Below are 22,136 nucleotides of genomic sequence, written 5' to 3' on the forward strand. Positions count from 1 at the left end.
TCATGACCACCTCCACCGCGGGCTCCAAACCCGACCTGTTGTCGGCCGAGGCGGGCCGGCGGCGCACGTTCGCCGTCATCAGCCATCCCGACGCCGGCAAGTCCACGCTCACCGAGGCCCTGGTGCTGCACGCGAAGGCCATCACCGAAGCCGGCGCCATCCACGGCAAGGCGGGCCGGCGCTCGACGGTCTCGGACTGGATGGAGATGGAGAAGGCCCGCGGCATCTCGATCACCTCCACCGCGCTGCAGTTCCCGTACACCACGCAGGCCGGCAACAGCTGCGTGATCAACCTGCTCGACACCCCCGGCCACGCTGACTTCTCCGAGGACACCTACCGGGTGCTCACCGCGGTCGACTCCGCGGTGATGCTGATCGACGCCGCCAAGGGCCTGGAACCGCAGACGCTCAAGCTGTTCCAGGTCTGCCGGCACCGCCGGATCCCGATCATCACGGTGATCAACAAGTGGGACCGTCCGGGCCGGCACGCCCTCGAGCTGATGGACGAGATCGCCGAGCGCATCGGGCTCAAGCCGACGCCGCTGACGTGGCCGGTCGGCATCGCCGGCGACTTCAAGGGTGTGCTCGACCGCCGCACCGGCATGTTCATCCGCTACACCCGCACCGCGGGTGGCGCCACCGCCGCGCCGGAGGAACACATCGCGCCCGACGCCGCCCACGAGGCCGCCGGCATCGACTGGGACACCGCGGTCGAGGAGTCCGAACTGCTCAGCGCCGACGACGCCGACTTCGACCCGGAGACGTTCCGCGACTGCAGCTCCACCCCGGTCCTGTTCACCTCGGCGGCGCTGAACTTCGGCGTCAACCAGCTGCTCGACGTGCTGGCCGAACTCGCACCGCCGCCCAACGGGGCGCTCGACGTCGACGGCAACCGCCGCGACGCGACCGCGCCGTTCAGCGCGTTCGTGTTCAAGGTGCAGGCCGGCATGGACTCCGCCCACCGCGACCGCATCGCCTACGCCCGGGTCTGCTCGGGCACGTTCGAACGCGGCGACGTGCTGACCCACGCCTCCACCGGCAAGCCGTTCGTCACCAAGTACGCGCAGTCGGTGTTCGGCCAGCAGCGCTCCACGCTGGACACCGCGTGGCCCGGCGACGTCATCGGTCTGGCCAACGCCGCGGCGCTGCGCCCCGGCGACACGCTCTACGCCGACGTCGCCGTGCAGTACCCGCCGATCCCGAGCTTCTCGCCGGAGCACTTCGCGGTCGCGCGCGGCACCGATCCCAGCAAACACAAGCAGTTCCGCAAGGGCATCGAGCAACTCGACCAGGAGGGCGTGGTCCAGGTGCTGCGCTCGGACCGCCGCGGCGATCAGGCCCCGGTGCTGGCGGCGGTGGGGCCGATGCAGTTCGAGGTGGCCAGCCACCGGATGGCGGCCGAGTTCAGCGCTCCGATCGCGCTCGAGCCGCTGCCGTACACCGTGGCCCGGCTCTGCGATCCCGAGGGCGCCGAGACCCTGCAGAAGCTGGCGTCGGTGGAGGTGTTCACCCGCACCGACGGCGCGCTGCTGGCGGTGTTCTCCACAAAGTGGCGCCTGGAGAACGTGGCCCGGGAGAACCCGACGGTGAGCCTGCGGTCACTGGTCGCCGCCGGGGACTAGGGATTTGGGCGTCGTTGGACACGCAGACGGTGACCAACGACACCGAAATCACTCGACGTCGACCCAGTCCAGGGTGCGGTGCACGGCCTTCTGCCAGCCCGCGTAACCCTCGGCGCGCTGCTCGTCGGACCAGTTCGGTGACCAGCGCCTGCCCTCCTGCCAGTTGGCCCGCAGGTCGTCGGGGCCGTCCCAGAAACCCACGCCCAGCCCGGCCGCGTAGGCGGCGCCGAGCGCGGTGGTCTCGGCGACCTCCGGCCGCACCACGTCGACACCCAGCACGTCGGCCTGAATCTGCATGCACAGGTCGTTGGCGGTGATGCCGCCGTCGACCTTGAGCACCTCAAGGTGCACCCCCGAGTCCGCCTCCATTGCGTCGACGACGTCGCGGCTCTGGTAGCAGATCGCCTCGAGCGTCGCGCGGGCCACGTGGGCGTTGGTGTTGTAGCGGGACAGCCCGACGATCGCACCGCGCGCGTCCGAGCGCCAGTACGGCGCGAACAGCCCGGAGAACGCCGGCACGAAGTAGACGCCGCCGTTGTCCTCCACCTGACGGGCCAGCGCCTCGCTCTGGGAGGCGCCGCTGATGATGCCCAGCTGGTCGCGCAGCCACTGCACCGCCGAGCCGGTCACCGCGATCGACCCCTCCAGCGCGTAGACGGGTTTCGCGTCGGCGAACTGGTAGCAGACGGTGGTCAGCAGACCGTTGTCGGAGCGGACGATCTTCTCGCCGGTGTTGAGCAGCAGGAAGTTGCCGGTGCCGTAGGTGTTCTTGGCCTCGCCCGGGGCGAGGCACACCTGGCCGACCATCGCGGCCTGCTGGTCGCCGAGGATGCCGGTGATCGGGATCTGGCCGTCGGCGGGCCCGGTGTCCAGCGTCGTGCCGAAGGGTTCGGTCACCGACGACGGACGGATCTCGGGCAGCATCTGGCGCGGAATGCCGAAGAACGACAGCAGTTCGTCGTCCCAGTCGAGGGTCTCCAGGTTCATCAGCATGGTGCGGCTCGCGTTGGTGACGTCGGTGACGTGCACGCCGCCGCGGTGCCCGCCGGTCAGGTTCCACAGCACCCAGGTGTCGGTGGTGCCGAAGATCGCGTCGCCCTTCTCGGCGTCCGCGCGCACCCCGTCGACGTTGTCGAGGATCCACTGGACCTTGCCGCCGGCGAAGTAGGTGGCCGGCGGCAGCCCGGCCTTGCGCCGGATCACGTCGCCGCGGCCGTCGCGGTCGAGCGCCGAGGCGATGCGGTCGGTGCGGGTGTCCTGCCAGACGATCGCGTTGTGGTACGGGCGTCCCGTTCGCCGGTTCCACACCAGCGACGTCTCCCGCTGGTTGGTGATGCCCAGCGCCGCGAGGTCGGTGGTCGACAGGTTGGTCGAGTTCAGCGCGGTGGCCAGCACCGAGCCGGTGCGCTCCCAGATCTCGACGGGGTTGTGTTCCACCCAGCCGGCCTTCGGCAGGATCTGTTCGTGTTCGAGCTGATGACGGCCCACCTCGGCACCGTCGTGGTCGAAGATCATGCACCGGGTGCTGGTGGTGCCCTGGTCGATGGCTGCGACGAAATCGGCCACGCGCGCTCCTTCTCGGTAGAGGTCCATGATGGACCACATGGGTGTGCCAGTGATCACCGACGACGACATCGACCGGATGCCCCGTGGCGGGCCGGATGCATCGTGTCTGGACCGGTTGCTGCAGACCGACCGGCAGGAGTACCTCGACCGCGAGTCCGACGCGCCCGCCGACGTGGCCCGCAAGCGCAGCGTGATCCGCGCCCTGAACTGGGCGGGCGAGGTGTTCGGCAATCACGAGAAGTTCGCGAAGATCGCGCTCGACGCGGTGGCCGACGTCGCCGACCCGCGGATCCTGGAGCTCGGCGCGGGACATGGCGCGCTGTCCCGCACGCTGCTCGAGTGGCACCCGAGCGCACGGGTGACGGTCACCGACATCGAACCGACGTCCGTCGCGGCGATCGCGGCGGGTGACCTCGGCTCGCACCCCCGCGCCACCGTCCGGCACATGGACGCCACGGCGCTGGACGCCGCCGACGGCGAGTTCGATCTCGCGGTGTTCGCGCTGTCGTTCCACCATCTGCCGCCGGCTGCGGCCGCGCGGGTGCTCGCCGAGGGCACCCGCGCCGCAGCCACCCTGCTGATCATCGACCTGCCCCGACCGCCGGCGCCGCTGCACCTGATCCGGTTGGCGGCGATGTTGCCGTGGGCGCCGTTCCTGCCGTTCGTGCACGACGGCGTGATCAGCTCGCTGCGGGCGTACAGCCCGTCGGCGCTGCGGGCCCTGGCCGCGCACGCCGACCCGGCGATCCGCGTCGAGTTGCGCGGCGGACTGGCCAGCCCGCAGGTGCTGATCGCCCGGCGTGACGCCGAAGTCTTTGCTTGAGCAACTAAACAGTGTGCCGACTGCGGGCCCCGGCACCCAAACCGATCGTGGCGCAGACACTTCGAATAGCCTGTAAACAAAGAGGGGGTTGCCGGATTTGCACGGGGGAGGCTGGATGGAGGGGACTCCCTTCGGGCGCTATCGATTGATCGAGGTGCTCGGACGCGGAGGCATGGGCGAGGTCTGGCGTGCCCACGACACCGAAACCGACCGGGTCGTCGCGCTGAAGGTGCTGCCCGAACAGTGGGCCTCCGACGAGGTCTACCTGCAGCGGTTCCGGCGTGAGGCGCATGCGGCCGCGCGCCTCAACGAGCCCCACGTCGTGCCCATCCACCACTACGGCGAGATCGACGGGCGCCTCTACGTCGACATGCGCCTCATCGACGGCAACGATCTGCAGACGCTGCTGCACGGTGGGCCGCTGGTGCCGGCACGTGCGGTCGCGATCGTGGAGCAGATCGCGATGGCCCTCGACGCCGCGCACCAGGCCGGGCTGGTGCATCGCGACGTCAAGCCGTCCAACATCCTGATCGCCCGCTACGACTTCGCGTATCTGATCGACTTCGGGGTGGCACGCGCGTCCCAGGACACGGGTCTGACCAACTCCGCCCACCTGGTCGGCACGCTGCCCTACATGGCGCCCGAGCGCTTCCGCAACGGCGTCAGCGACGCGCGCTCCGACGTCTACTCGCTGGCCTGCGTGTTGGCCCAATGCCTCACGGCGACAACGCCGTTCACCGGCCACAGTGTCGAAGAACAGATGATGGGGCATCTGACCGCGCCCCCGCCGCTGCCCTCGCAGGTCGACCCGTACATCCCGGTGGCCTTCGACGCCGTCGTCGCCAAGGGCATGGCGAAGAATCCCGACGAGCGCTACCAGAGCGCGTGGGAGCTCGCCCTGGCCGCCCGCGCCGCGCTGGGCGACGCGGCCGGCCACCCGCGCAACAGCTCCGCAGCGACCACCGCCCACGGGTCCGCACCCGGCGAGTCGGCGGCGACACTGCTCGGGCCGCCGCCCGACGACGCGCCGCTGTCCCGGACCGGGGACTCCATCGACGACCTGCTCGACCGGGCCGTCGCCGCGATCAACCGCGGCGACCGCGCCGTCGCCTCCGCGCTGGCGGATCAGGTGCTCGCCGTCGACCACCGCAATCCCGAGGCCGAGGACCTGCTGCGCGTCCCCACCGACCGGGGCGAGATCCGCCGGCTGACCATCGTGTCGGCCGACGTCGTCGACGCGACGGATCTCGCGATGCGGGTGGATCCCGAGACCTACCGGCTGCTGATCGGCCGGTTCCGGGACGTGGTCCGGCAGATCGCCGCTCGCTACGAGGGCCATGTCGCGTCGTCGAAGGCCGACGGACTGCTGGTGGTGTTCGGCTATCCGAACGCCCACGAGGACGACGTGCACCGCGCAGTGCAGGCCGGACTCGACATCGCCCGCGACATCGAGCAACTCAGCGAGCAGGCCCAGCGCCGGTTCGCGGCGACGGTCGCCGTCCGGATCGGTGTGCACCGCGGCCCCGTCTACCTCGACAGCGACCAGGACGACGTCTACGGGCTGGCGGTCACACAGGCCGCCGAGGTGTCGGCGCTCGCCCCCACCGGCGGGGTGGCGGTGTCGCACTCGGTGGAACCGTTGATCCGCAACGCCTTCGAGCTCGAGAAGCTGCCGTCGGTGGCGATGCCGGGATCCAGTGAGGTCGTCAACCCGTTCCGGGTGCTCGGGGAGCGCGCGTACGCCACGCTCACGCCGATGGGTCCGCTCGTCGGTCGCGACCGTGAGTTCGCCCGGCTGGACAAGAGTTGGCGACGGGCCAAGGCGGGCACCCTGACCGTGCCGGCGGTGGTCCTGCGCGGCGAGGCGGGCATCGGCAAGAGCCGGCTCGCGGCCGCGGCCACGGAACTGGCGCAGCGCGACGGCGGCACCGTCCTGGAACTCGTCGGCTCCCCGGTGCACGCCGATGTCGGTCTGCATCCGGTCAGGCTGCTGCTGGAGCGGCGCGCCGGCATCACCCGGCTCACCGAGCCGGTGCGCCGTCTGCAGCTGATGGAGGCCGAGGTGGCGGACCTGGGGCTCGATCCCCAAACCGAAATACCGCTGCTGGCACCGATTCTCGGCCTCGACGCCTCGCTGGGATACGAGCCCCCGAAGGCCGAGGGCCGCAAACTGCAGGAGCTGATCGCCGCCGCGGTGACCAACTATCTGCTGACCGCGTTCGGCAGCGCGCCGGGCCTGCTGCTCGCCGAGGACGCGCACTGGTTCGACGGCTCCACGCTGGATCTGGTGGGCGCCCTGCTGGGCGCCACCGAGGGCCGGCTGCTGGCCGTGATCACGGGCCGCGACGGCAACTGGCTGTCGGACCGGTGGCCGGCCAAGGTGTTCGACCTGTCGCCGCTGACCGACGAGCAGACCGACGAGCTGGTGCTGGCGCTGGATCCCCGGGTGCCGCCCGAACAGTGCGCGGCGGTGCGGCAGCGCTGCGGCGGGGTGCCGTTCTACATCGAGCAGGTGGTCAGCGGGCTGGATCCGGCCACCGATGCCCACCACTCCACCGTGCCCGACTCCCTCTACGAGCCGCTGTTCGCGCGGCTGCTGGCCGTTCCCGACGTGGTGCCGGTGGTGGAGGCGGCCGCGGTGATCGGACGGCATGTGGACCGCGCGCTGCTGGTCGCCGTGTCATCGCTGAGCGAGGACGCGGTGGACGACGTCATCGACGAGCTCGAGGATGCCAAGGTCTTCGAGCCGCACGGACGCGATGCGTGGAAGTTCCGGCACGACCTGCTGCGGGAGGTGGCCGCGGAGCTGGCCCCGCCGAGCGTGCGCCGCACGCTGCACGGCAAGACCGCCGACGTGCTCGTCAGCGGTGCCGCCGGCGAGCCCGACTGGCGTTTGGTGGCAGCGCATTACGAGCAGGCCGAGCGACACGCCGATGCTTCGGCGGCCTACCGGCAGGCCTCCGCCGAGGCGCGGCGGCGCGGCGCGCTCGAGGAGGCGCTCAAATACCTGACCCGGTCGCTGACGCAACTCGAACTCTGCCCGCCCGGCCGCGACCGCGACCGCCTCGAGATCGAACCCCGGCTCGAGCGCGGCTTCCTCACCTCGACGTCCGAGGGCTACCAAAGCCCCTCGGTGGCAGCCGATCTGGAGCGATGTCTGCAGATCGTGGGCTCCGATCTGCACGACGATCAGGTGTTCGGCACGCTGCTGGCGGTCAGCAGCTACTACATCAACAAATCGGATCTGCGCCGGGCCCACCAGCTGGCCGACGCCATGCAGGCCAAGCCCGACGAGCAGCGCCGGCTGTGGAGTCCGGCCATCGCCTGCGTGCAGGGCATGGTGACGTTCCTGCGCGGCGAGTTCGAGTGTGCCCGAACGCTTTTCGAGGAGGCCAGCGCCGGGTTCGACGACGAGGGCCAGAACAGCATGGAAGAGCTGTGGTTCATCCCGTGGGACATCGTGGCGCTGGCCTACGAGCACCTGTCGATCTGGCACATCCTGCACGGCGATCAGGCGGCCGCGGATGCGGCGATGGCCAAGGCGATGGACCGCGGTGACGAACTCGCGTTCCCGTGGGGCCCGTACAACCAGGCCTACGCGAGCCACCTCGAGGTCTGGATGCGCCGCGAGAGCGGCCAACTCGACCGGGCCCGCGCCGTGGTGACCGACATGGTGGAGCGGGCCGAGCGCTACGGCATCGACTTCTGGCACGCCCTGGGCTCCACGCTCGGTCAGGCCACCGTCGAGGCGGACATCGCGCTGCGCGCCGAGCATGTCGATCCGGACCGGGTGAACACCCAGATCGACCTGCTCACCCAGTTCACCGACTTCTGGCGGTCCCTGGGCCTGTTCGCCTACCAGACCCAATACGACTGTGTGATCGGCCAATTGCTCATCGCGGCGGGCCGCCTCGGCGAGGCGCGGACGCGTCTCGACACCGCGCTGCGCATCGCCGACGAGACCGACATGCACTTCTTCGATGCCGAGTTGCTCCGGGCCCGGGCGCGCACCCACACCGATCCCGACACCAGGGCCGCGGATCTCGGCGTCGCCGTGGCGCTCGCGCGTCACCAGGGGGCGCCGCTGTTCGAACTGCGCGCCGCCTGTGACGACGTGGTGCTGCGCGGCGACGACGCCCGCGACGCCCTCGCCGACGCGCTGGCCCGGCTGCCGGCGGACTGCGCGTTGCCCGACGTGGCGCACGCCCGCTCCCTCCTGGGGTGGTCAAGCCCAGGAGCGTGATCACCACGTCCCTGGGCTTGACCGGCGGTCGGGTGAGCCCCCTCGCATCACCGACCTCACTCGCCAGGCTTCCGGGCCGTTCCGTCCCCCGGTCGGCCGGTTCCCGTCGTCCGCGGCGAGTGGATCAACCCTGACTCGTTGACCTTGGAAATTTCTTGGACCTCGTCGGGCTACCCGGCGGGCTCGTCCACCTCGAAGACGAACTCGCCGTCACCGATGGTGATCCGGTCGCCGTCGGTGAGCGCGGTGCTGCCGTCGATCCGCCTGCCTTCGACGACGACACCGTTCGCCGAGTCGGCGTCGATGATCACGTGGCCGGGTCCCGAGCCGACGATGACGGCGTGGTACCGGCTGACCCGGGGGTCGGCCAGCACGATGTCGTTGTCGGACTGGCGGCCGATGCGGGTCACGGTGTCGGCGACGTGATGCGACGTCCCGGTGGCCGACCGCAGCCGCGCCGGGCGGCTGGTCGCGGGGAGCGCGCTCCGGTTCACCGTCGCGATCATCGTGTCGGCGGCCGTCTTGCGGGCCGTGCCCTCGATGTTGAGCGGCGCCTGGCGCAGGATCCGCTCGTGCAGATCCTGCAGCACGGGATCCGGGTCGATGCCGAGATCGTCGGCGAGCACGGTCTTGACCCGCCGGTAGGCGTCGAGCGCGTCGGATTGGCGCCGCTCCAGGTAGTAGGCGCTCATCAGCTGCTCCCACAACGGTTCGCGGTAGGGGTGCCGCGTGACCAGGTCCTCCAGCTCGCCGATGACCGACGCGGCGCGGCCGCATGCGATCTCGGCCTGCGCCCACACGGTGTGGGCGGAGATCCGGTCCTCGGTGAGAGCCACGGCGTGCGTCTCGACGAACGCGAAGCCGGAGAGGTCCTCGAGGAACTCCCCCTGCCACTGCGCGAGTGCGACCGACAGGTGCCGGCTCGCCTCGGCGAAGCGGCCCGCCGCGGCGGCCTCCAGCCCGGCGGTCCGGGCGGTCACGAACCGGCCCAGGTCGACGGCGTCGTCGGCGACGGTGAGCCGGTAGCCGGGCGACGCCTTCTCCAGCAGCCGCCGCTCGTCGGCGCCCGCGGTGCGCATGAGCCGCCGCAGGTTCGACACGTAGGCGTGCAGGCTGGCCCGCGCCTCCGGCGGCGCCCCCTCCCCCCAGACCGCGTCGATCAGCGCATCGGTGGTCACCGGCCGGTTGCGGTGCAGCACCAGCGCGGCGAGCACGGCCCGCTGTTTGGGGGTGCCCAGCGCGACGGGAGTGTCCCCGACCGTCATCTGAAAGGGTCCGAGCAGCGCAAACGTGGAACTCGACGCCATCGGCCGCTGCATCCTCCCCCCACGGTGATGATCGTGACCTTACCGGCGGCGCCGGGGACCGTACCGCGCAACCTGCCCGCCCGCGGCCCGGTGATGGCGTCTAATGGCTGTCGTGGGCGAGGAACTGAAGCAGACCGAGTTCACTCGCGCGCAGCGGCGCGAGTACCGGCGCAAGGTCCAGTTGTGTCTCGACGTCTTCGAGACGATGCTCGCGCAGTCGAGCTTCGACTTCGAGAAGCCGCTGACGGGCATGGAGATCGAGTGCAACCTCGTCGACAGCGACTACCAGCCGGCGATGAACAACTCCGAGGTACTCGACGCGATCGCCGACCCGGCGTACCAGACCGAATTGGGTGCCTACAACATCGAGTTCAACGTGCCGCCGCGCCGGTTGCCCGGACGCGCGGCGCTCGACCTCGAGGCCGAGGTCCGCACCAGCCTCAACGCCGCGGAGGCCAAGGCCAACACCGACGGCTCGCACATCGTGATGATCGGGATCCTGCCCACCCTGATGCCCCAGCATCTGTCCGGCCACTGGATGAGCGAGTCGGTGCGCTACCAGGCACTCAACGACTCGATCTTCACCGCGCGCGGCGAGGACATCGACATCGACATCGCCGGCCCCGAGCGGCTGAGCCTGCAGACCGCCTCGATCGCGCCCGAATCCGCCTGCACCAGTATGCAATTGCATCTGCAGGTCTCTCCGGGCGACTTCGCGAACAACTGGAACGCCGCCCAGGTGCTCGCCGGCCCGCAGCTGGCGCTGGGCGCGAACTCGCCGTTCTTCTACGGTCACCACCTGTGGGCCGAGACCCGCATCGAATTGTTCGCCCAGGCCACCGACACCCGTCCGGACGAGTTGAAGACGCAGGGGGTGCGTCCCCGGGTGTGGTTCGGGGAGCGGTGGATCACGTCGATCTTCGACCTGTTCGAGGAGAACGTCCGGTACTTCCCGTCGCTGCTGCCCGAGCTGTCCGACGAGGACCCGGTCGCCGAACTCGCCGCCGGGCGCACCCCGACGCTGCCCGAGCTGCGACTGCACAACGGCACCATCTACCGCTGGAACCGGCCGGTGTACGACGTGGTCGGGGGCCGGCCGCATCTGCGGGTGGAGAACCGGGTGCTGCCCGCCGGCCCGACCGTGGTCGACATGATGGCCAACGCCGCGTTCTACTACGGCGCGCTGCGCACCCTGTCCGAGGAGGACAGGCCGCTGTGGACCAAGCTGAGTTTCGCTGCGGCGCGGTCGAATTTCGAGTCGGCCGCACAGCAGGGCATGGACGCCCGGCTGTACTGGCCGGGGGTGGGCGAGGTGACGCCCGACGAGCTGGTGCTGCGGCGGCTGCTGCCGATGGCCGACGAGGGGCTGCGCCGGTGGGAGGTCTCGGCCGAGGTGCGGGACCGCTACCTCGGGGTGATCGAGGGCCGCGCGAAGTCCGGCCGCAACGGTGCGGTGTGGCAGGCGTCGGCGGTGGCGGCACTGCAGGCCCGGGGCATGAGCCGACCGACGGCGCTGGCCGAGATGCTGCGGCTGTACTGCGAGCACATGCACACCAACGAGCCGGTGCACACCTGGGACGTCCCCGGGTGACGGCGTCGCCGGCTCAGAGGCCCAGGTCGCGCCGGAACCCTGCGGGGATCACCAGATCGTCCGCGGTGAGCTCCTGAATCGACGAGAGCCCCAGGCCCAGCAGCGCGGAATCGATGCCGCCGCGGAGGATGTCGAGCACGTTCTCGACGCCGGTCTGACCGCCCGCGGCCAGACCCCACAGGTAGGCGCGACCGATCATCACCGCGCGGGCGCCCAGCGCGACGGCCTTGACGACGTCGGAACCGCGCCGGATCCCGCCGTCGAGCACGATCTCGACCTGGTCGCCGACCGCGTCGGCGATGGCGGGCAACGCCCGGATCGGCGCGGGGGTGCCGTCCAGGTTGTTGCCGCCGTGGTTGGACACCGAGATCGCGGTGACGCCGGCATCGAGCGCCCGTTTGGCGTCATCGACGCGCATCACCCCCTTGAGCATGAACGGCCCGCCCCACTGCTCGCGCAGCCACGCGATGTCCTCCCAGGTCGGCAGCGGGGTCTGCATCCACTCGCCGTAGGCGCCGAAGAACGTCGGTGGCGCGCCGCCGTCGGCGAGGTTGGGCGCGGTCAGGTCCGGCACCCGACCGGTCTTGGCGAACTCGAGAAGCCAACGCGGCCTGCGGATCCCCTCGGGTGCGAAACGCAGCATGGCCTTGAGGTCCATCCGCTCCGGGATCGCCGGGCTGCCCCAGTCGCGGCCGTTGGAGAACGACCAGTCCGTGGTGATGATCAGGCCGACCGCGCCGGCGCGCCGCGCCCGCTCCATCCGGGCCAGCAGCTTGTCGCGGCCTCCGGTCCAGTACATCTGGAAGAACGTCGCGGGGTTGGCCAGTGCCACTTCTTCGATGGGCTTGCTGGCGAACGACGACAGGCCGATCGCGGTGCCGCGGGCCGCCGCGGCGCGCGCGACCGCGACCTCGCCGTCGGGGTGGACGGCCTGTACACCGGTCGGTGAGATCAGCACCGGCAACGAGATCGCCTGCCCCATCACGGTCGTCGCCATGTCGCGTTTACCGGACAGCCCGGCGACGTGCGGGGCGAAGCCGAGCTCGGCGAACGCCGAGGTGTTGTCGGCGACGGTGAGACCCTTCTCCGAGCCGGCGACCAGTGCGCTGTAGACGCTGGGCGGCAGGCGCTTTCGCGCGCGCCGCTGTGCTTCGGCGACGGTCTCGAACCAGGTGGCCATGGGTGTCTCCCTTGTCGGTGATGCCTTCAACGGTAGAACCGGACACGGCCGGGCGGCACTCGCCGATCGGGCAGTCACCCCCCATCCGTACGGTCCCCGTATCGCACCCGTTCGGTGCGCGCGCGTACCCCGGTACGACACCTAGCGTCAATGAATATGCAAGCAGCCCTGCTCGATCCGCTGGCTCCGTCGCCACGCGGCCGGTGGAGCGGCCACGGTGTCCAGGTCACCCGGCGCCGGGGTCCGCACCGGATGCACCCCACCTCGGCGACGGTGTGCACCACCCGCTTCTGCGTGCACCGGCGGGGGCAGTGGCTCGCCGTCGAGCACGATCTGACTCCGGGCGAGCTGTCCGACGAGCTGACCGTGCTGCTGACCGAGCAGCTCGTCGACACCGGTGTGCTGCGCGGGCAGTCCGAGTTCGAACTGGTCTTCACCGGCGTCGTCCGCTCGACGGTCGACGGCGGGCTGTCGGCCTGGCTGCGGTTCTACCGCAACTCGCTCATCGCGCTGGAGCACGGCGCCGCCGCGTTCGCCCCGATCCACGCCGAAGCCGCCGCACAGGTACGCGGGCACCGATTGATCGACCTCGGTTCGTGTTTCGGGTTCTTCCCGCTGCGGATGGCCGCGCTCGGCCACGACGTGCTGGCCACCGATCTCAGCCACTCGGCGATGCGGCTGCTGGACCGGGTGAGCGCACGGCTGTGCCGGCCGGTGACCACGCTGGCCTGCGACGCCACCGATGTCACGCTGCCCGACGGCAGTGCCGACACCGTCACCGCCCTGCATCTGATCGAGCATCTCCCGACCCCCGCGCTGCACGCGGTTGTCGACGAGGCGCTGCGGCTGGCGCGCCGGCGCGTGATCGTCGCGGTGCCGTTCGAGGAGGAACCCCGGGACTGCTATGGGCACGTGCAGCGCTTCGACCTGCCCCGGGTGCATCGGCTGGCCGACGAAGTGGCGGCCCGGCATCCGGGAATCTCCGCGCAGGCCTACGCCTTTCACGGCGGCTGGCTGGTGCTGGACCGCTAGATCAGGCCTCGCTTGCTCGCGGCGTACACCGCCTCGGCGCGCCTGCTCACCTCGAGCTTGCGCATGATGTTGCTGACGTGGAACTTCGCGGTCGTCGCCGAGATGTAGAGCTTCTCGCCGATCTTGTTGTTGGACAACCCCGCTGCGAGCAGGCGGAGCACCTCGACCTCGCGGTCGGTGAGCTGTGCGCGGGTCTCGCCGCGTCCCGACAGCGAACGCACCACCGCTGCGGCGCTGCGCGAGTCGAACGCGCTGTCGCCCGCGGAGATGGCCCGGATCGCCCGGACCAGTTCGGTGGTGTCGACGTCCTTCACCACGTACCCGCGCGCGCCGGCGTGCACCGCCCGCACCACGAGGTCCTCGTCGAGGAACGTGGTGAGCACCAGCAGGCCGAGTGTCGGATACTCGGCGGAGAGCTTGGCGCACAACGTGAGTCCTTCGAACTCCGATCCTGCGGAGAGCTTGAGGTCCAGCAGCACCACGTCGGGCCGGGTGGCGCGGACCACCGCCTCGGCCTCGGCTTCCGAGGCCGCCTCGCCGACGACGACGAGGTCGTCGGCGCGTTCCAGCACCGATCGCAGGCCCTGCCGCAGGATGGCGTGGTCGTCGACGATAACGAGTCGGATGGGTGTCGTCATGTGCGCCGACCTTCTGGGCAGTAGGGAATTCGCGCCACGACGCGCACCCCGCCGATGCGGGACCGGTACACGTCGAAGGTGCCGCCGTGTTCGGCAGCACGGGCCCGCATGTTGGCCAGGCCGCGGTGCCGGCCGTCGACGTCGGCGGCCTCGGCCATCCGCAGGATCAGCCGCAGCGTGTCCGGGTCTCCGGTGCCGTCGTCGGCGATCGACAGCGCCACCGCGTCGATCCGGTAGGACAACCGCACCAGGGCGCGGCTCGCGTTGCCGTGCACCGCGGTGTTGAACAGGGCCTCACCGGCGATGCGCAGCAGGGCGTGCTCGACGTCGCCGGGCAACTCGACGGAGGGGCCGTCCACCCGCAGCGTCACCCTCAGATCCTCGGGCATGTGCACGGTCGCCAGCTGTCCGAGCATGGCGGCCAGGCTGGAGCGCTCGGCATCGGCGGGCTGGTTGAGCGCGTAGATGGCCGAGCGCAGCTGCTCGGTCGCCGACCGGGTGAGTTCCTTGGCCAGGTCCAGCCTGCCGGCCAGTTCACCTGCACCGTGGCCGATCTCGCTGCGGCACACCTCGATCTGCATTCCGGCCGAGAGCACGGTCTGCGCGACGCTGTCGTGGAGTTCGCGCGCGATGCGGTGCCGCTCGGAGTTGAGCACCTGATGGCGTTGTGCCGCACCGAGTTCGCGCTGAGTGGCCAGCAGTTCGGCGTTGCGCGCCTCGGACTGGGCCAGCAGGGTCACCGACTTGGTGAACAGCGCCGAGTTCTGCAGCGCCACCGCCGTCTGGCCGGCCAGGATGCGCATCACCATGGCGTCGGTGCCGTCGAGCGCGCGGTGCGGCGGCGTCCACGCGGCGAACGCCCCGATCACGGTGCCGTCCAGTTCGATCGGCACGTGCGCGTGCTGCTTCTCGATCACCGGCAACCGGAACTGGGCGAGTTGTCCGCGCAGGATGTCGTTGAGCCGGTTGAGCACCACGTCGGGCAGCGCGGCACCGGGATCGGCGGCGCTGCCCAGCCCTTCGAAGGCGTACGCGACCCCGGCGGAGTCCAGGATGAGGTGCCGGACACTGGCCTCGGGCAACGCGCCGTCGGCGAGCGCCAGCAGCACCCATTCGGCGTCCAGGGTGGCCCGCGCCGCCTCGGCCACCGCGCGCACCAGGTTCTCCGGACCCTCGATTGTCTGCACCAGCGCCCGCGAGATGGTGTCGAGCGCGGCGATCACCCGATCCAATCGCTGTGCGGTGAGCCGTAATTCGGGATAGAACCGGCCCTTGCCGGACCGCAGCCCCGTCAGCCGGGCCAGGTCGGGCGCGCTGGCGTCGGCGGCGGTCACGGGGCGGGCCTCACATCGCCGCCTGGAACAGCGCCTGCATCTGCAACTCGTCGGCACTGCGGGGGTTGGTGCTCATGCAGGCGTCGGCCAGCGCCGTCTTGGCCAGTCGGGGCAGGTCGTCCTCGGAGACCCCCAGTTGCGCCAGGCCGCGCGGTACGCCGACGTCCCGGGCCAGCCGGTCGATACGGTCGGCCAGCGCCAGGGCCGCCTCGGCGGCGGGTGTGCCCGGATCGGCGACCCCGAGGAACGTCGCGATGCTCTTGTACGGCTCGGGGTCGGCCTCGGCGTTGAAGCGGATGACGTGCGGCAGCAGCACGCCGTTGACCACGCCGTGCGGCAGGTCCAGCAGACCGCCGACCTGGTGGCTCATCGCGTGGGCGGCGCCGAGGATCGCGTTGGTGAACGCCAGACCCGCCTCGAGCGCGGCCTGGGCCATCAGCACCCGGGCGGGCATGTCGGCGGGCCGCTCGAGGGTGTCGGCGAGGTTGTCGGTGACCATCTGCACCGCGCGCAGCGCGTGGTGGTCGGTGAGCTGGTTGTGGCCTAGGGACACGAAGGCCTCGATGCCGTGGGTGAGGGCGTCCAGGCCGGTGGCGGCGTTGAGCCAGTCGGGCATCGTGGTGAGCAGCCGCGGGTCGATGACCGTGATGTCGGGGACCAGCGCGCGGCCCAGGATCGTGATCTTGGTGTTGCGGGTGGTGTCGGTGACGATGCAGAACTGCGACACATCGGCGCCGGTGCCGGAGGTGGACGGCACGACCACCAGCGGCGGGATCGGCATCTCGGCCTTGTCGACCCCTTCGTAGTCGAGGATGTCGCCGCCGTTGGCCGCCAGGATCGCCACACCCTTGGCGGCGTCGATCACCGATCCGCCGCCCACGGCCAGCAGCACGTCGCAGCCGTGTTCGGCGTAGGTGTCGAAGCCGGCCGCGATCTCGTGGTCCTTGGGGTTGGGCGTCAGGTCGTGCCACAGCCGGGCCTGGATGCCCTGCTCGGCGAGGTGGCCGACCATCTCGTCGGCCCAGCCCGCCTCGATCAGCCCGGGGTCGGTGACCAGCATCGGCCGCAGTGCGCCGAGCCGCAGCGCGGCGTGCGCGGCCTCGGCCATCGAGTCGATGCCGAACACGATCTCGGGGGCGTGGAACTTCAGCAGCCGCGCGCCGCAGTCGGCGCGCCGCGGATCGTCGCGCGTCCCGACCGCCGTCGCGCCGCTCTCCGGTCTCGCCACTGCATCGCCTCGCCCGCCCCAGGCCGGGCGCACGGAATGTGACCCGGACAACATTCTGCGCTCCAGCGTACGGCTCACGTCACCTCCCCACCGCGTCCGCGGCGAACTCGTACGCGGCGCTCTCCAGCCCGGACAGATCGGCCACCACGCGGATCCGGTCGCAGAACTCGGCGTAGGCCGGCAGGTCGCAACTGCCCAGGCCCCACGAGTAGCGCGGCTCCGGGGTGAGCCACACGGTTTCCCGCGCGCGGCGGGTGATCTCCTCGAACGCCGCGAGGTTGGGGTTCCGGCCGTTGGTGCGGCCGTCGCCGAGCACCAGCAGGGTGGTCCGGCGGGTCACCGCCGAGGAGTGTTCGGCCAGGAACTCGCCGAACACGCTGCCGTAGTCGGAGTTCGCTGCCGTGTCGATCACGTCGCCGCCGAAGATCAGCCCGAGCGCCTGCTCGCTCGGATGGTCGCGGAACAGTTCGGTGGTCTCGGCGACGTCGGCGACGAACACGAACGAGCGCACCTGGGTGAACAGGTCCTGCAGTCCGTGGACCAGGTTCAGGGTGAACCGAGACGTCGCCCGCACCGACAGGCTGACGTCGGCGAGCACCACCAGCCGCGGCCGGTCCTCGGCGCGGCGCACGGTGACGGGCATGAACGGCACCCCGTCGAACCGCATGTTGCGCCGCATGGTCTGACCCGAATCGACCCGTCCGGCGGCAGCGACGCGCCGTCGGTGGGTGAGCGCGCCGTGCAGCGTGCGGGCCAGCCGGCGCAGTGAGTCCTCCAGGTCGGCGCGCTCGGTCTCGGCGATCCGGTCCACCCGCGCCTCGCGCCGCTCCCGGGTCTCCACGATCGCGGTCTCCAGCGCGAGCAGCGCCTCGAGGTGACGCTTGAGCGCCAGCGGCAGGTTCTCCAGCACCCCGGCCAGTCGCTTGCGCAGCGCGGCCGCGTCGGATTCGTCTCCGTCACTGCCGGTTTCGGTTTCCAGCCAGCCGAGCAGCGCCTCCTGCTCGGCGATGGTCAGTTCCGCGTCGACGGGTGTGCCTGCGGACGTCGCCAGGGTGCCCGCGGTGGCGGCGCCGCGCAGCCGGTCGGTGGACAGCTGGATCCGCACCGCGTCGTCGGCGCTGCTGCGGGTGTCCTTGGAGAACGCGATCTCGTCGGTGAGCGCGGCCAGGTCGATCTTGTTGGCCTCCTGGTGCAGGTTGTAGCGCTGCGCCAGGTCCTCCTGCTTGAAGTAGTCGCGGATGCTCGACGGCTTGCCGTGCTCATGCCCCTGTTCGGGGGTGTCGCTGGGTTCCTCGGAGAGCGTGAAGGATTCGAGCTCGCCGGTGTCGGCGAGGTCGTCGTGGCCATGGGAGTGCCCGTGCCCGTCACGCTCGCCGCCGACCCGCACCAGCGCGAAGAACGCGTCGAAGATCTCGTCGAAGACCGGCGCGTCGCGCTCGTCCTTGACGAGCGCGACGCGCAATGCGGTCCGCAGGACAGCCCGGGAGGACAACACACCGGGCTGCCCGGCGCACCGCATCGCATCCAGCGCCTCGGGGATCGAGACCCGGATCCCGGCGAGGCGCAGGAGCCGGACGAACCGGTGCAGGGTGGCCTCCATGACCTACAGCGCCCGGCGCCGGCCCAGCGTCGCCGTCGCCGACTTCTGCTCGGTTTTCTTCGGGGTGCCGTAGTAACCGTCGGTGAAGCGGCCGGGCTGATCCTTGGCCGCCCGCGCCGCCCGCCCGTCGTCCCCGTGATCGTGATCGTGCCCGTGGTCATGGTCGTGCCCGTGCCCGTGGTCGTGGTCATGCGGGTGCGGGTGCCTGTCCGGCACGGTCGCGTTCGGATCGACCAGCCGCGGCAATGCCTCCAGCGACTTGCGAACGTCCTTGTCGTACTTGACCACCACCGACACGGTGTCCGACAGCACCCGGGCCGACAGCTCGTCGACGCCGAGCACCGCCAGCGTGCGGGCCCAGTCGATGGTCTCCGAGATGCTGGGCGCTTTGCGCAGTTCCAGCTCCCGCAGGCCGCGGACGATGTCGACGAGCTGGGCGGCCAGCGCGTCGGTCAGCCCGGTGTTCTTGGACCGCACGATCTCCAGTTCGCGCTCGGCGGCCGGGTAGTCCAGGAACAGGTGCAGGCAGCGCCGCTTCAGCGCGGCCGCCAGGTCGCGGGTGTTGTTCGACGTCAGGATCACGTAGGGGGCGTGCTCGGCGACGAACGTCCCGATCTCGGGCACCGACACCTGGTATTCGCCGAGCAGTTCGAGTAGCACGGCCTCCAGCGCTTCGTCGGCCCGGTCGATCTCGTCGATCAGCAGGACCACCGGTTCCGGTGAGCGCACGGCCTCCAGCAGGGGCCGCGGCGCCAGGAACCGGTCGGAGAAGAACACGCTCTCCTGGGCCCCGATCCGGTCCACCGCCTCCTCGAGATCGACTGCGTCCGAGACGATCTGGCCGATCTTCTCGCGCAGGATCTGGGTGTAGAGCAGCTGCTTGCCGTAGTCCCACTCGTAGAGGGCCTTGGTCTCGTCCTGGCCCTCGTAGCACTGCAGCCGCAACAGCCGGCGCCCGGTGGCGGCGGCCAGCGCCTTCGCCAGCTCGGTCTTGCCGACGCCGGCCGGACCCTCGACGAGGAGCGGCTTGTCCAGCCGGGTCTGCAGGAACACCGTGGTGGCCAGGCGCTCGTCGGCGATGTATCCCTCGCCGGCGAGCGCCTCGCGTACCGCTTCTACGGAGTCGAACATCGTTACGGCAGCAGCTCGTCGAGGCTGCCGTTCATGCAGTGCTCGACCACGGGGCGCACGGTGTCGAACGTGCACTCCTTGGCGTTGCCCGGGGTGCATGCGTCGCCGAGGACGTGGTTGGTGATGCGGTCGACGTCTGCCTTGTCGCCCTTGATCACCGGGGCGTTCTCGTAGAACTTCGTCGGGCCCTGGCCCAGCCGGTTCTTCGAGTAGCTGTCCTGCTTGACGTCGACGAAGCGCTCGATGATGTTGACGTCGCGCAGCAGCCGGATCGCTGCGGCCAGTGCGGCGTCGGCGGCCTGCACGTCGGTCATGCCGTAGGTGTCGACGCCCATCGCAGCCGCGATGTCGGCGAAGCGCTTGTAGGCCACCGGCATGTTGAACGCCCACACCCGGGGCAGCGCGATCGCGTTGTTCAGGCCGTGGTGGGTGTCGTAGAACGCGCTGATCGCATGCGAGATCGAGTGGATGATGCCGAGCCCGCCGGAGTTGAACGCCTGCGCGGCGATGTACTGCGCGTACATCATGCCCTCGCGGCCCTTGAGATCCGTTCCGTTCCAGGTGGCTTCGCGCAGGTTCTCGGCGGTCAACTTGATCGCGCGGATCGCGTTGCCCAGCGACGGTTCGAAGTTCAGCCGTGACACATAGGGCTCCGACGCGTGGGCGAGCACGTCGAACCCGCACTGCGCGGTGTAGTCGACGGGGCACTCGAAGTACAGCACCGGGTCGTCGACGGCCAGCGTCGCCACCGACGCGTCGTCGAACGCGACGTACTTGTGCGGGTTGTCGGGGTCGGTGGTGGTGTCGGTGATGACGTAGGCCCACGAGGTCTCCGAGCCGGTGCCCGCGGTCGTCGAGATCGCGATGTGCGGCGGGTTCTTCGGATTCTCGCTCTTGTTGAAGCCCTCGAAGTCGTTGACGTTGCGGCCGTCGTGGGCAATCGAGATGCGGGCGCCCTTACACGCGTCGTGGGTGGAGCCGCCGCCGATGGAGACGAAGCTGTCGCACTCGTTCTCCTGGTAGAGCTTCACCGCGTCCATGACGTTGTAGTCCTTGGGGTTGGACTCCACCTGGTCGTAGACCACGACCTCGAGTCCGTGCCACTTCAGCGACTCGGCCATGTTGTGCACGATGTCGGTGCCGCGCAGGCCGGAGCTCATCAGCAGCGTTCGCTTGAAGCCCATCTTCAGCGCTTCGGGGCCGACCATCTCGTGCGCGCCGGGGCCCATCATCGCGCGGGGGAACGGGTGAAACTCTTTGATCGGGAACGGTTTGAGTAGATCTTCGACCTTCATGGCGACGGGTTCCTTTCCAGAGCCGATCTGCGGTGCGGTGGCGGTGTCGAGCACCAACATGGCACGCAGATGTGACCGGGAGAACAGCTCTGGCTCACAACCGAATCGTCGGGCAGCGCAAGTGCGGACGACCGGACAGGACCCGACCTACCCGGTCGGAGAGGACTCCTTGCTCTCGCGGGTCTCGGGGGTCTCGCGGACGTCCCCGGTCGAACCGTGGTCGTCGACCATCGTGGACTCGTCGAACGGCCGGTTGCCGTCGAGGACGTCCTGCATGCGGTCGTGGTCGACGGTGTGGGTCCAGGCGCCGATCAGCACGGTGGCGACGGCGTTGCCGGAGAAGTTGGTCAGGGCGCGCGCCTCGGACATGAACTTGTCGATGCCCACGATCAATCCGATGCCGTCGAGCAGTTCGGGCCGGTGACTCTGCAAGCCGGCGGCCAGAGTGGCCAGGCCCGCGCCGCTGACTCCGGCCGCCCCCTTGGACGCGACCATCATGAACACCAGCAGCGAGAGCTGCTCGGGGATGGACAGGGGGTTGCCCATCGCGTCGGCGATGAACAGCGAGGCCATCGTCATGTAGATCGCCGTGCCGTCGAGGTTGAACGAATACCCGGTGGGCACGACGATGCCGACGGTGGCGGGCTGCACCCCCGCATGCTCCATTTTCGCGATCAGCCGCGGCAGCGCGGACTCCGACGACGAGGTGGCGACGATCAACAGGTATTCGCGGGCCAGGTAGCGCACGAGTTTGAACACCGATGTCCCGGCCGCGACGCGCAGCAGCACGCCGAGCACGCCGAACACGAAGACGACGCAGGTGAGATAGAACGCCAGCATCAGCACGCCCATCTGGATCACCGCGTCGAACCCGGTGTCCCCCACCACCTTTGCGATCGCTCCGAAGGCGCCGACCGGGGCCAGCCACAGGATGCCGGCCAGGATCCGGAACACCAGCTTCTGGATCAACGCGATCCCGGTGAGCAGCGGCGCTCCCGCGGTGCCCATCGCCTGGATGGCGAAACCCACCAGCAGCGCGACGAACAAGGTCTGCAGGACGTTGCCCTCGGTCAGCGACGAGAACAACGACGTCGGGATGATGTTCTGGAAGAACTCGAGCATCCCGCCCTCGGCCTGCGCCTCGCCGGCCAACTCGGCACCTGCACCCGGATCGCCCTGGAGGTTCAGCCCGGTGCCGGGGCTGATCAGGTTGCCGACGACCAGACCGATGGCCAGCGCGAAGGTCGACATCACCAGGAAGTAGCCCAGGGCCAGGCCGCCGACCTTTCCGACCGACGCCGCCTTGCGCACCGAGCCGATCCCGATGACGATCGTGCAGAAGATGACGGGGCTGATCATCATCTTGATCAGGTTGACGAACAGCGTGCCCAGCACGCCGAGCGCGGAGCCGGTCTCCGGCGCGACCAGTCCGACCACCACTCCGGCGACCACCGCGACGATCACCATGATGTAGAGCCAGTGCGTCCGGTCGCGCTTCTTCTCCGGCTTGGTCTGTTCGGCCTCGGTGGCTGTCATGGCGGCGTCC

Annotated in this window: 15 protein-coding genes; 5 read left to right on the top strand and 10 right to left on the bottom strand. The window is 70.2% G+C overall.

All coding sequences use genetic code 11. The features are described 5' to 3' along the window. Positions 1-2: 2 nt before the first annotated feature. Positions 3-1,622 carry a peptide chain release factor 3 gene (locus MCHLDSM_RS22410; RefSeq protein WP_048472081.1) on the top strand — a complete coding sequence of 540 codons (1,620 nt, stop codon included), beginning with the start codon at positions 3-5 and terminating at the stop codon, positions 1,620-1,622. 48 nt (positions 1,623-1,670) lie between these two features. On the opposite strand, the gene glpK is transcribed toward MCHLDSM_RS22410, so the two are convergent. Next, complete coding sequence (gene glpK, locus MCHLDSM_RS22415; protein ID WP_048472863.1) at positions 1,671-3,188, bottom strand: glycerol kinase GlpK; 1,518 nt, start codon at positions 3,186-3,188, stop codon at positions 1,671-1,673. A 76-nt stretch (positions 3,189-3,264) separates the two neighbouring features. Here glpK and MCHLDSM_RS22420 point away from each other — a divergent pair, with 76 nt between their 5' ends. Continuing rightward, a complete protein-coding gene (locus tag MCHLDSM_RS22420) occupies positions 3,265-4,011 on the top strand; it encodes a class I SAM-dependent methyltransferase (RefSeq protein WP_048472864.1) in 747 nt (248 codons plus the stop codon). A 115-nt stretch (positions 4,012-4,126) separates the two neighbouring features. Continuing rightward, a complete protein-coding gene (locus tag MCHLDSM_RS22425) occupies positions 4,127-8,254 on the top strand; it encodes a serine/threonine-protein kinase (protein WP_063840651.1) in 4,128 nt (1,375 codons plus the stop codon). A 170-nt stretch (positions 8,255-8,424) separates the two neighbouring features. Here MCHLDSM_RS22425 and MCHLDSM_RS22430 read toward each other — a convergent pair whose 3' ends face one another. After that, a complete protein-coding gene (locus MCHLDSM_RS22430; protein ID WP_048472866.1) occupies positions 8,425-9,561 on the bottom strand; it encodes a BTAD domain-containing putative transcriptional regulator in 1,137 nt (378 codons plus the stop codon). A gap of 103 nt (positions 9,562-9,664) precedes the next feature. Here MCHLDSM_RS22430 and MCHLDSM_RS22435 point away from each other — a divergent pair, with 103 nt between their 5' ends. Next, positions 9,665-11,152, top strand: a complete 1,488-nt coding sequence (locus MCHLDSM_RS22435; RefSeq protein ID WP_048472082.1) for a glutamate-cysteine ligase family protein — start codon at positions 9,665-9,667, stop codon at positions 11,150-11,152. 13 nt (positions 11,153-11,165) lie between these two features. On the opposite strand, the gene mftD is transcribed toward MCHLDSM_RS22435, so the two are convergent. Then, positions 11,166-12,332 carry a pre-mycofactocin synthase MftD gene (gene mftD, locus MCHLDSM_RS22440; protein WP_048472083.1) on the bottom strand — a complete coding sequence of 389 codons (1,167 nt, stop codon included), beginning with the start codon at positions 12,330-12,332 and terminating at the stop codon, positions 11,166-11,168. A gap of 156 nt (positions 12,333-12,488) precedes the next feature. Here mftD and mftM point away from each other — a divergent pair, with 156 nt between their 5' ends. Beyond that, on the top strand, positions 12,489-13,364 hold the full coding sequence (mftM, locus tag MCHLDSM_RS22445) for a mycofactocin oligosaccharide methyltransferase MftM (protein WP_268781966.1): 876 nt from the start codon (positions 12,489-12,491) through the stop codon (positions 13,362-13,364). On the opposite strand, the gene MCHLDSM_RS22450 is transcribed toward mftM, so the two are convergent. The 7 genes from MCHLDSM_RS22450 to MCHLDSM_RS22480 all read right to left on the bottom strand — a co-directional run bounded on the left by MCHLDSM_RS22450 (position 13,361) and on the right by MCHLDSM_RS22480 (position 22,126). Then, positions 13,361-14,002 carry a MadR family response regulator transcription factor gene (locus MCHLDSM_RS22450; protein ID WP_048472085.1) on the bottom strand — a complete coding sequence of 214 codons (642 nt, stop codon included), beginning with the start codon at positions 14,000-14,002 and terminating at the stop codon, positions 13,361-13,363. The two genes, mftM and MCHLDSM_RS22450, sit on opposite strands and share 4 nt — an antisense overlap. Next, positions 13,999-15,336, bottom strand: a complete 1,338-nt coding sequence (locus MCHLDSM_RS22455; RefSeq protein WP_048472086.1) for a MadS family sensor histidine kinase — start codon at positions 15,334-15,336, stop codon at positions 13,999-14,001. The genes MCHLDSM_RS22450 and MCHLDSM_RS22455 overlap by 4 nt, the downstream gene beginning before the upstream one ends. A gap of 10 nt (positions 15,337-15,346) precedes the next feature. Further along, the gene (locus tag MCHLDSM_RS22460) at positions 15,347-16,489 is read right to left on the bottom strand and encodes an iron-containing alcohol dehydrogenase (RefSeq protein WP_048472867.1); all 1,143 of its coding nucleotides are present in this window, start codon (positions 16,487-16,489) and stop codon (positions 15,347-15,349) included. Positions 16,490-16,643: 154 nt separating this feature from the next. Continuing rightward, positions 16,644-18,164, bottom strand: a complete 1,521-nt coding sequence (locus MCHLDSM_RS22465) for a VWA domain-containing protein (protein ID WP_048472087.1) — start codon at positions 18,162-18,164, stop codon at positions 16,644-16,646. A 3-nt stretch (positions 18,165-18,167) separates the two neighbouring features. After that, positions 18,168-19,295 (bottom strand): AAA family ATPase, encoded by a 1,128-nt coding sequence (locus MCHLDSM_RS22470; RefSeq protein WP_082169031.1) that lies wholly within the window; start codon positions 19,293-19,295, stop codon positions 18,168-18,170. A gap of 2 nt (positions 19,296-19,297) precedes the next feature. Further along, positions 19,298-20,590: an NDMA-dependent methanol dehydrogenase gene (gene mdo, locus MCHLDSM_RS22475; protein ID WP_048472869.1), complete on the bottom strand. Its 1,293-nt coding sequence runs from the start codon at positions 20,588-20,590 to the stop codon at positions 19,298-19,300. A 147-nt stretch (positions 20,591-20,737) separates the two neighbouring features. Next, positions 20,738-22,126 carry a cation:dicarboxylate symporter family transporter gene (locus tag MCHLDSM_RS22480; RefSeq protein ID WP_048472088.1) on the bottom strand — a complete coding sequence of 463 codons (1,389 nt, stop codon included), beginning with the start codon at positions 22,124-22,126 and terminating at the stop codon, positions 20,738-20,740. Positions 22,127-22,136: the final 10 nt, after the last annotated feature.

It is taken from the genome of Mycolicibacterium chlorophenolicum (assembly GCF_001044235.1).
GTDB classification, from domain to species: Bacteria; Actinomycetota; Actinomycetes; order Mycobacteriales; family Mycobacteriaceae; genus Mycobacterium; species Mycobacterium chlorophenolicum.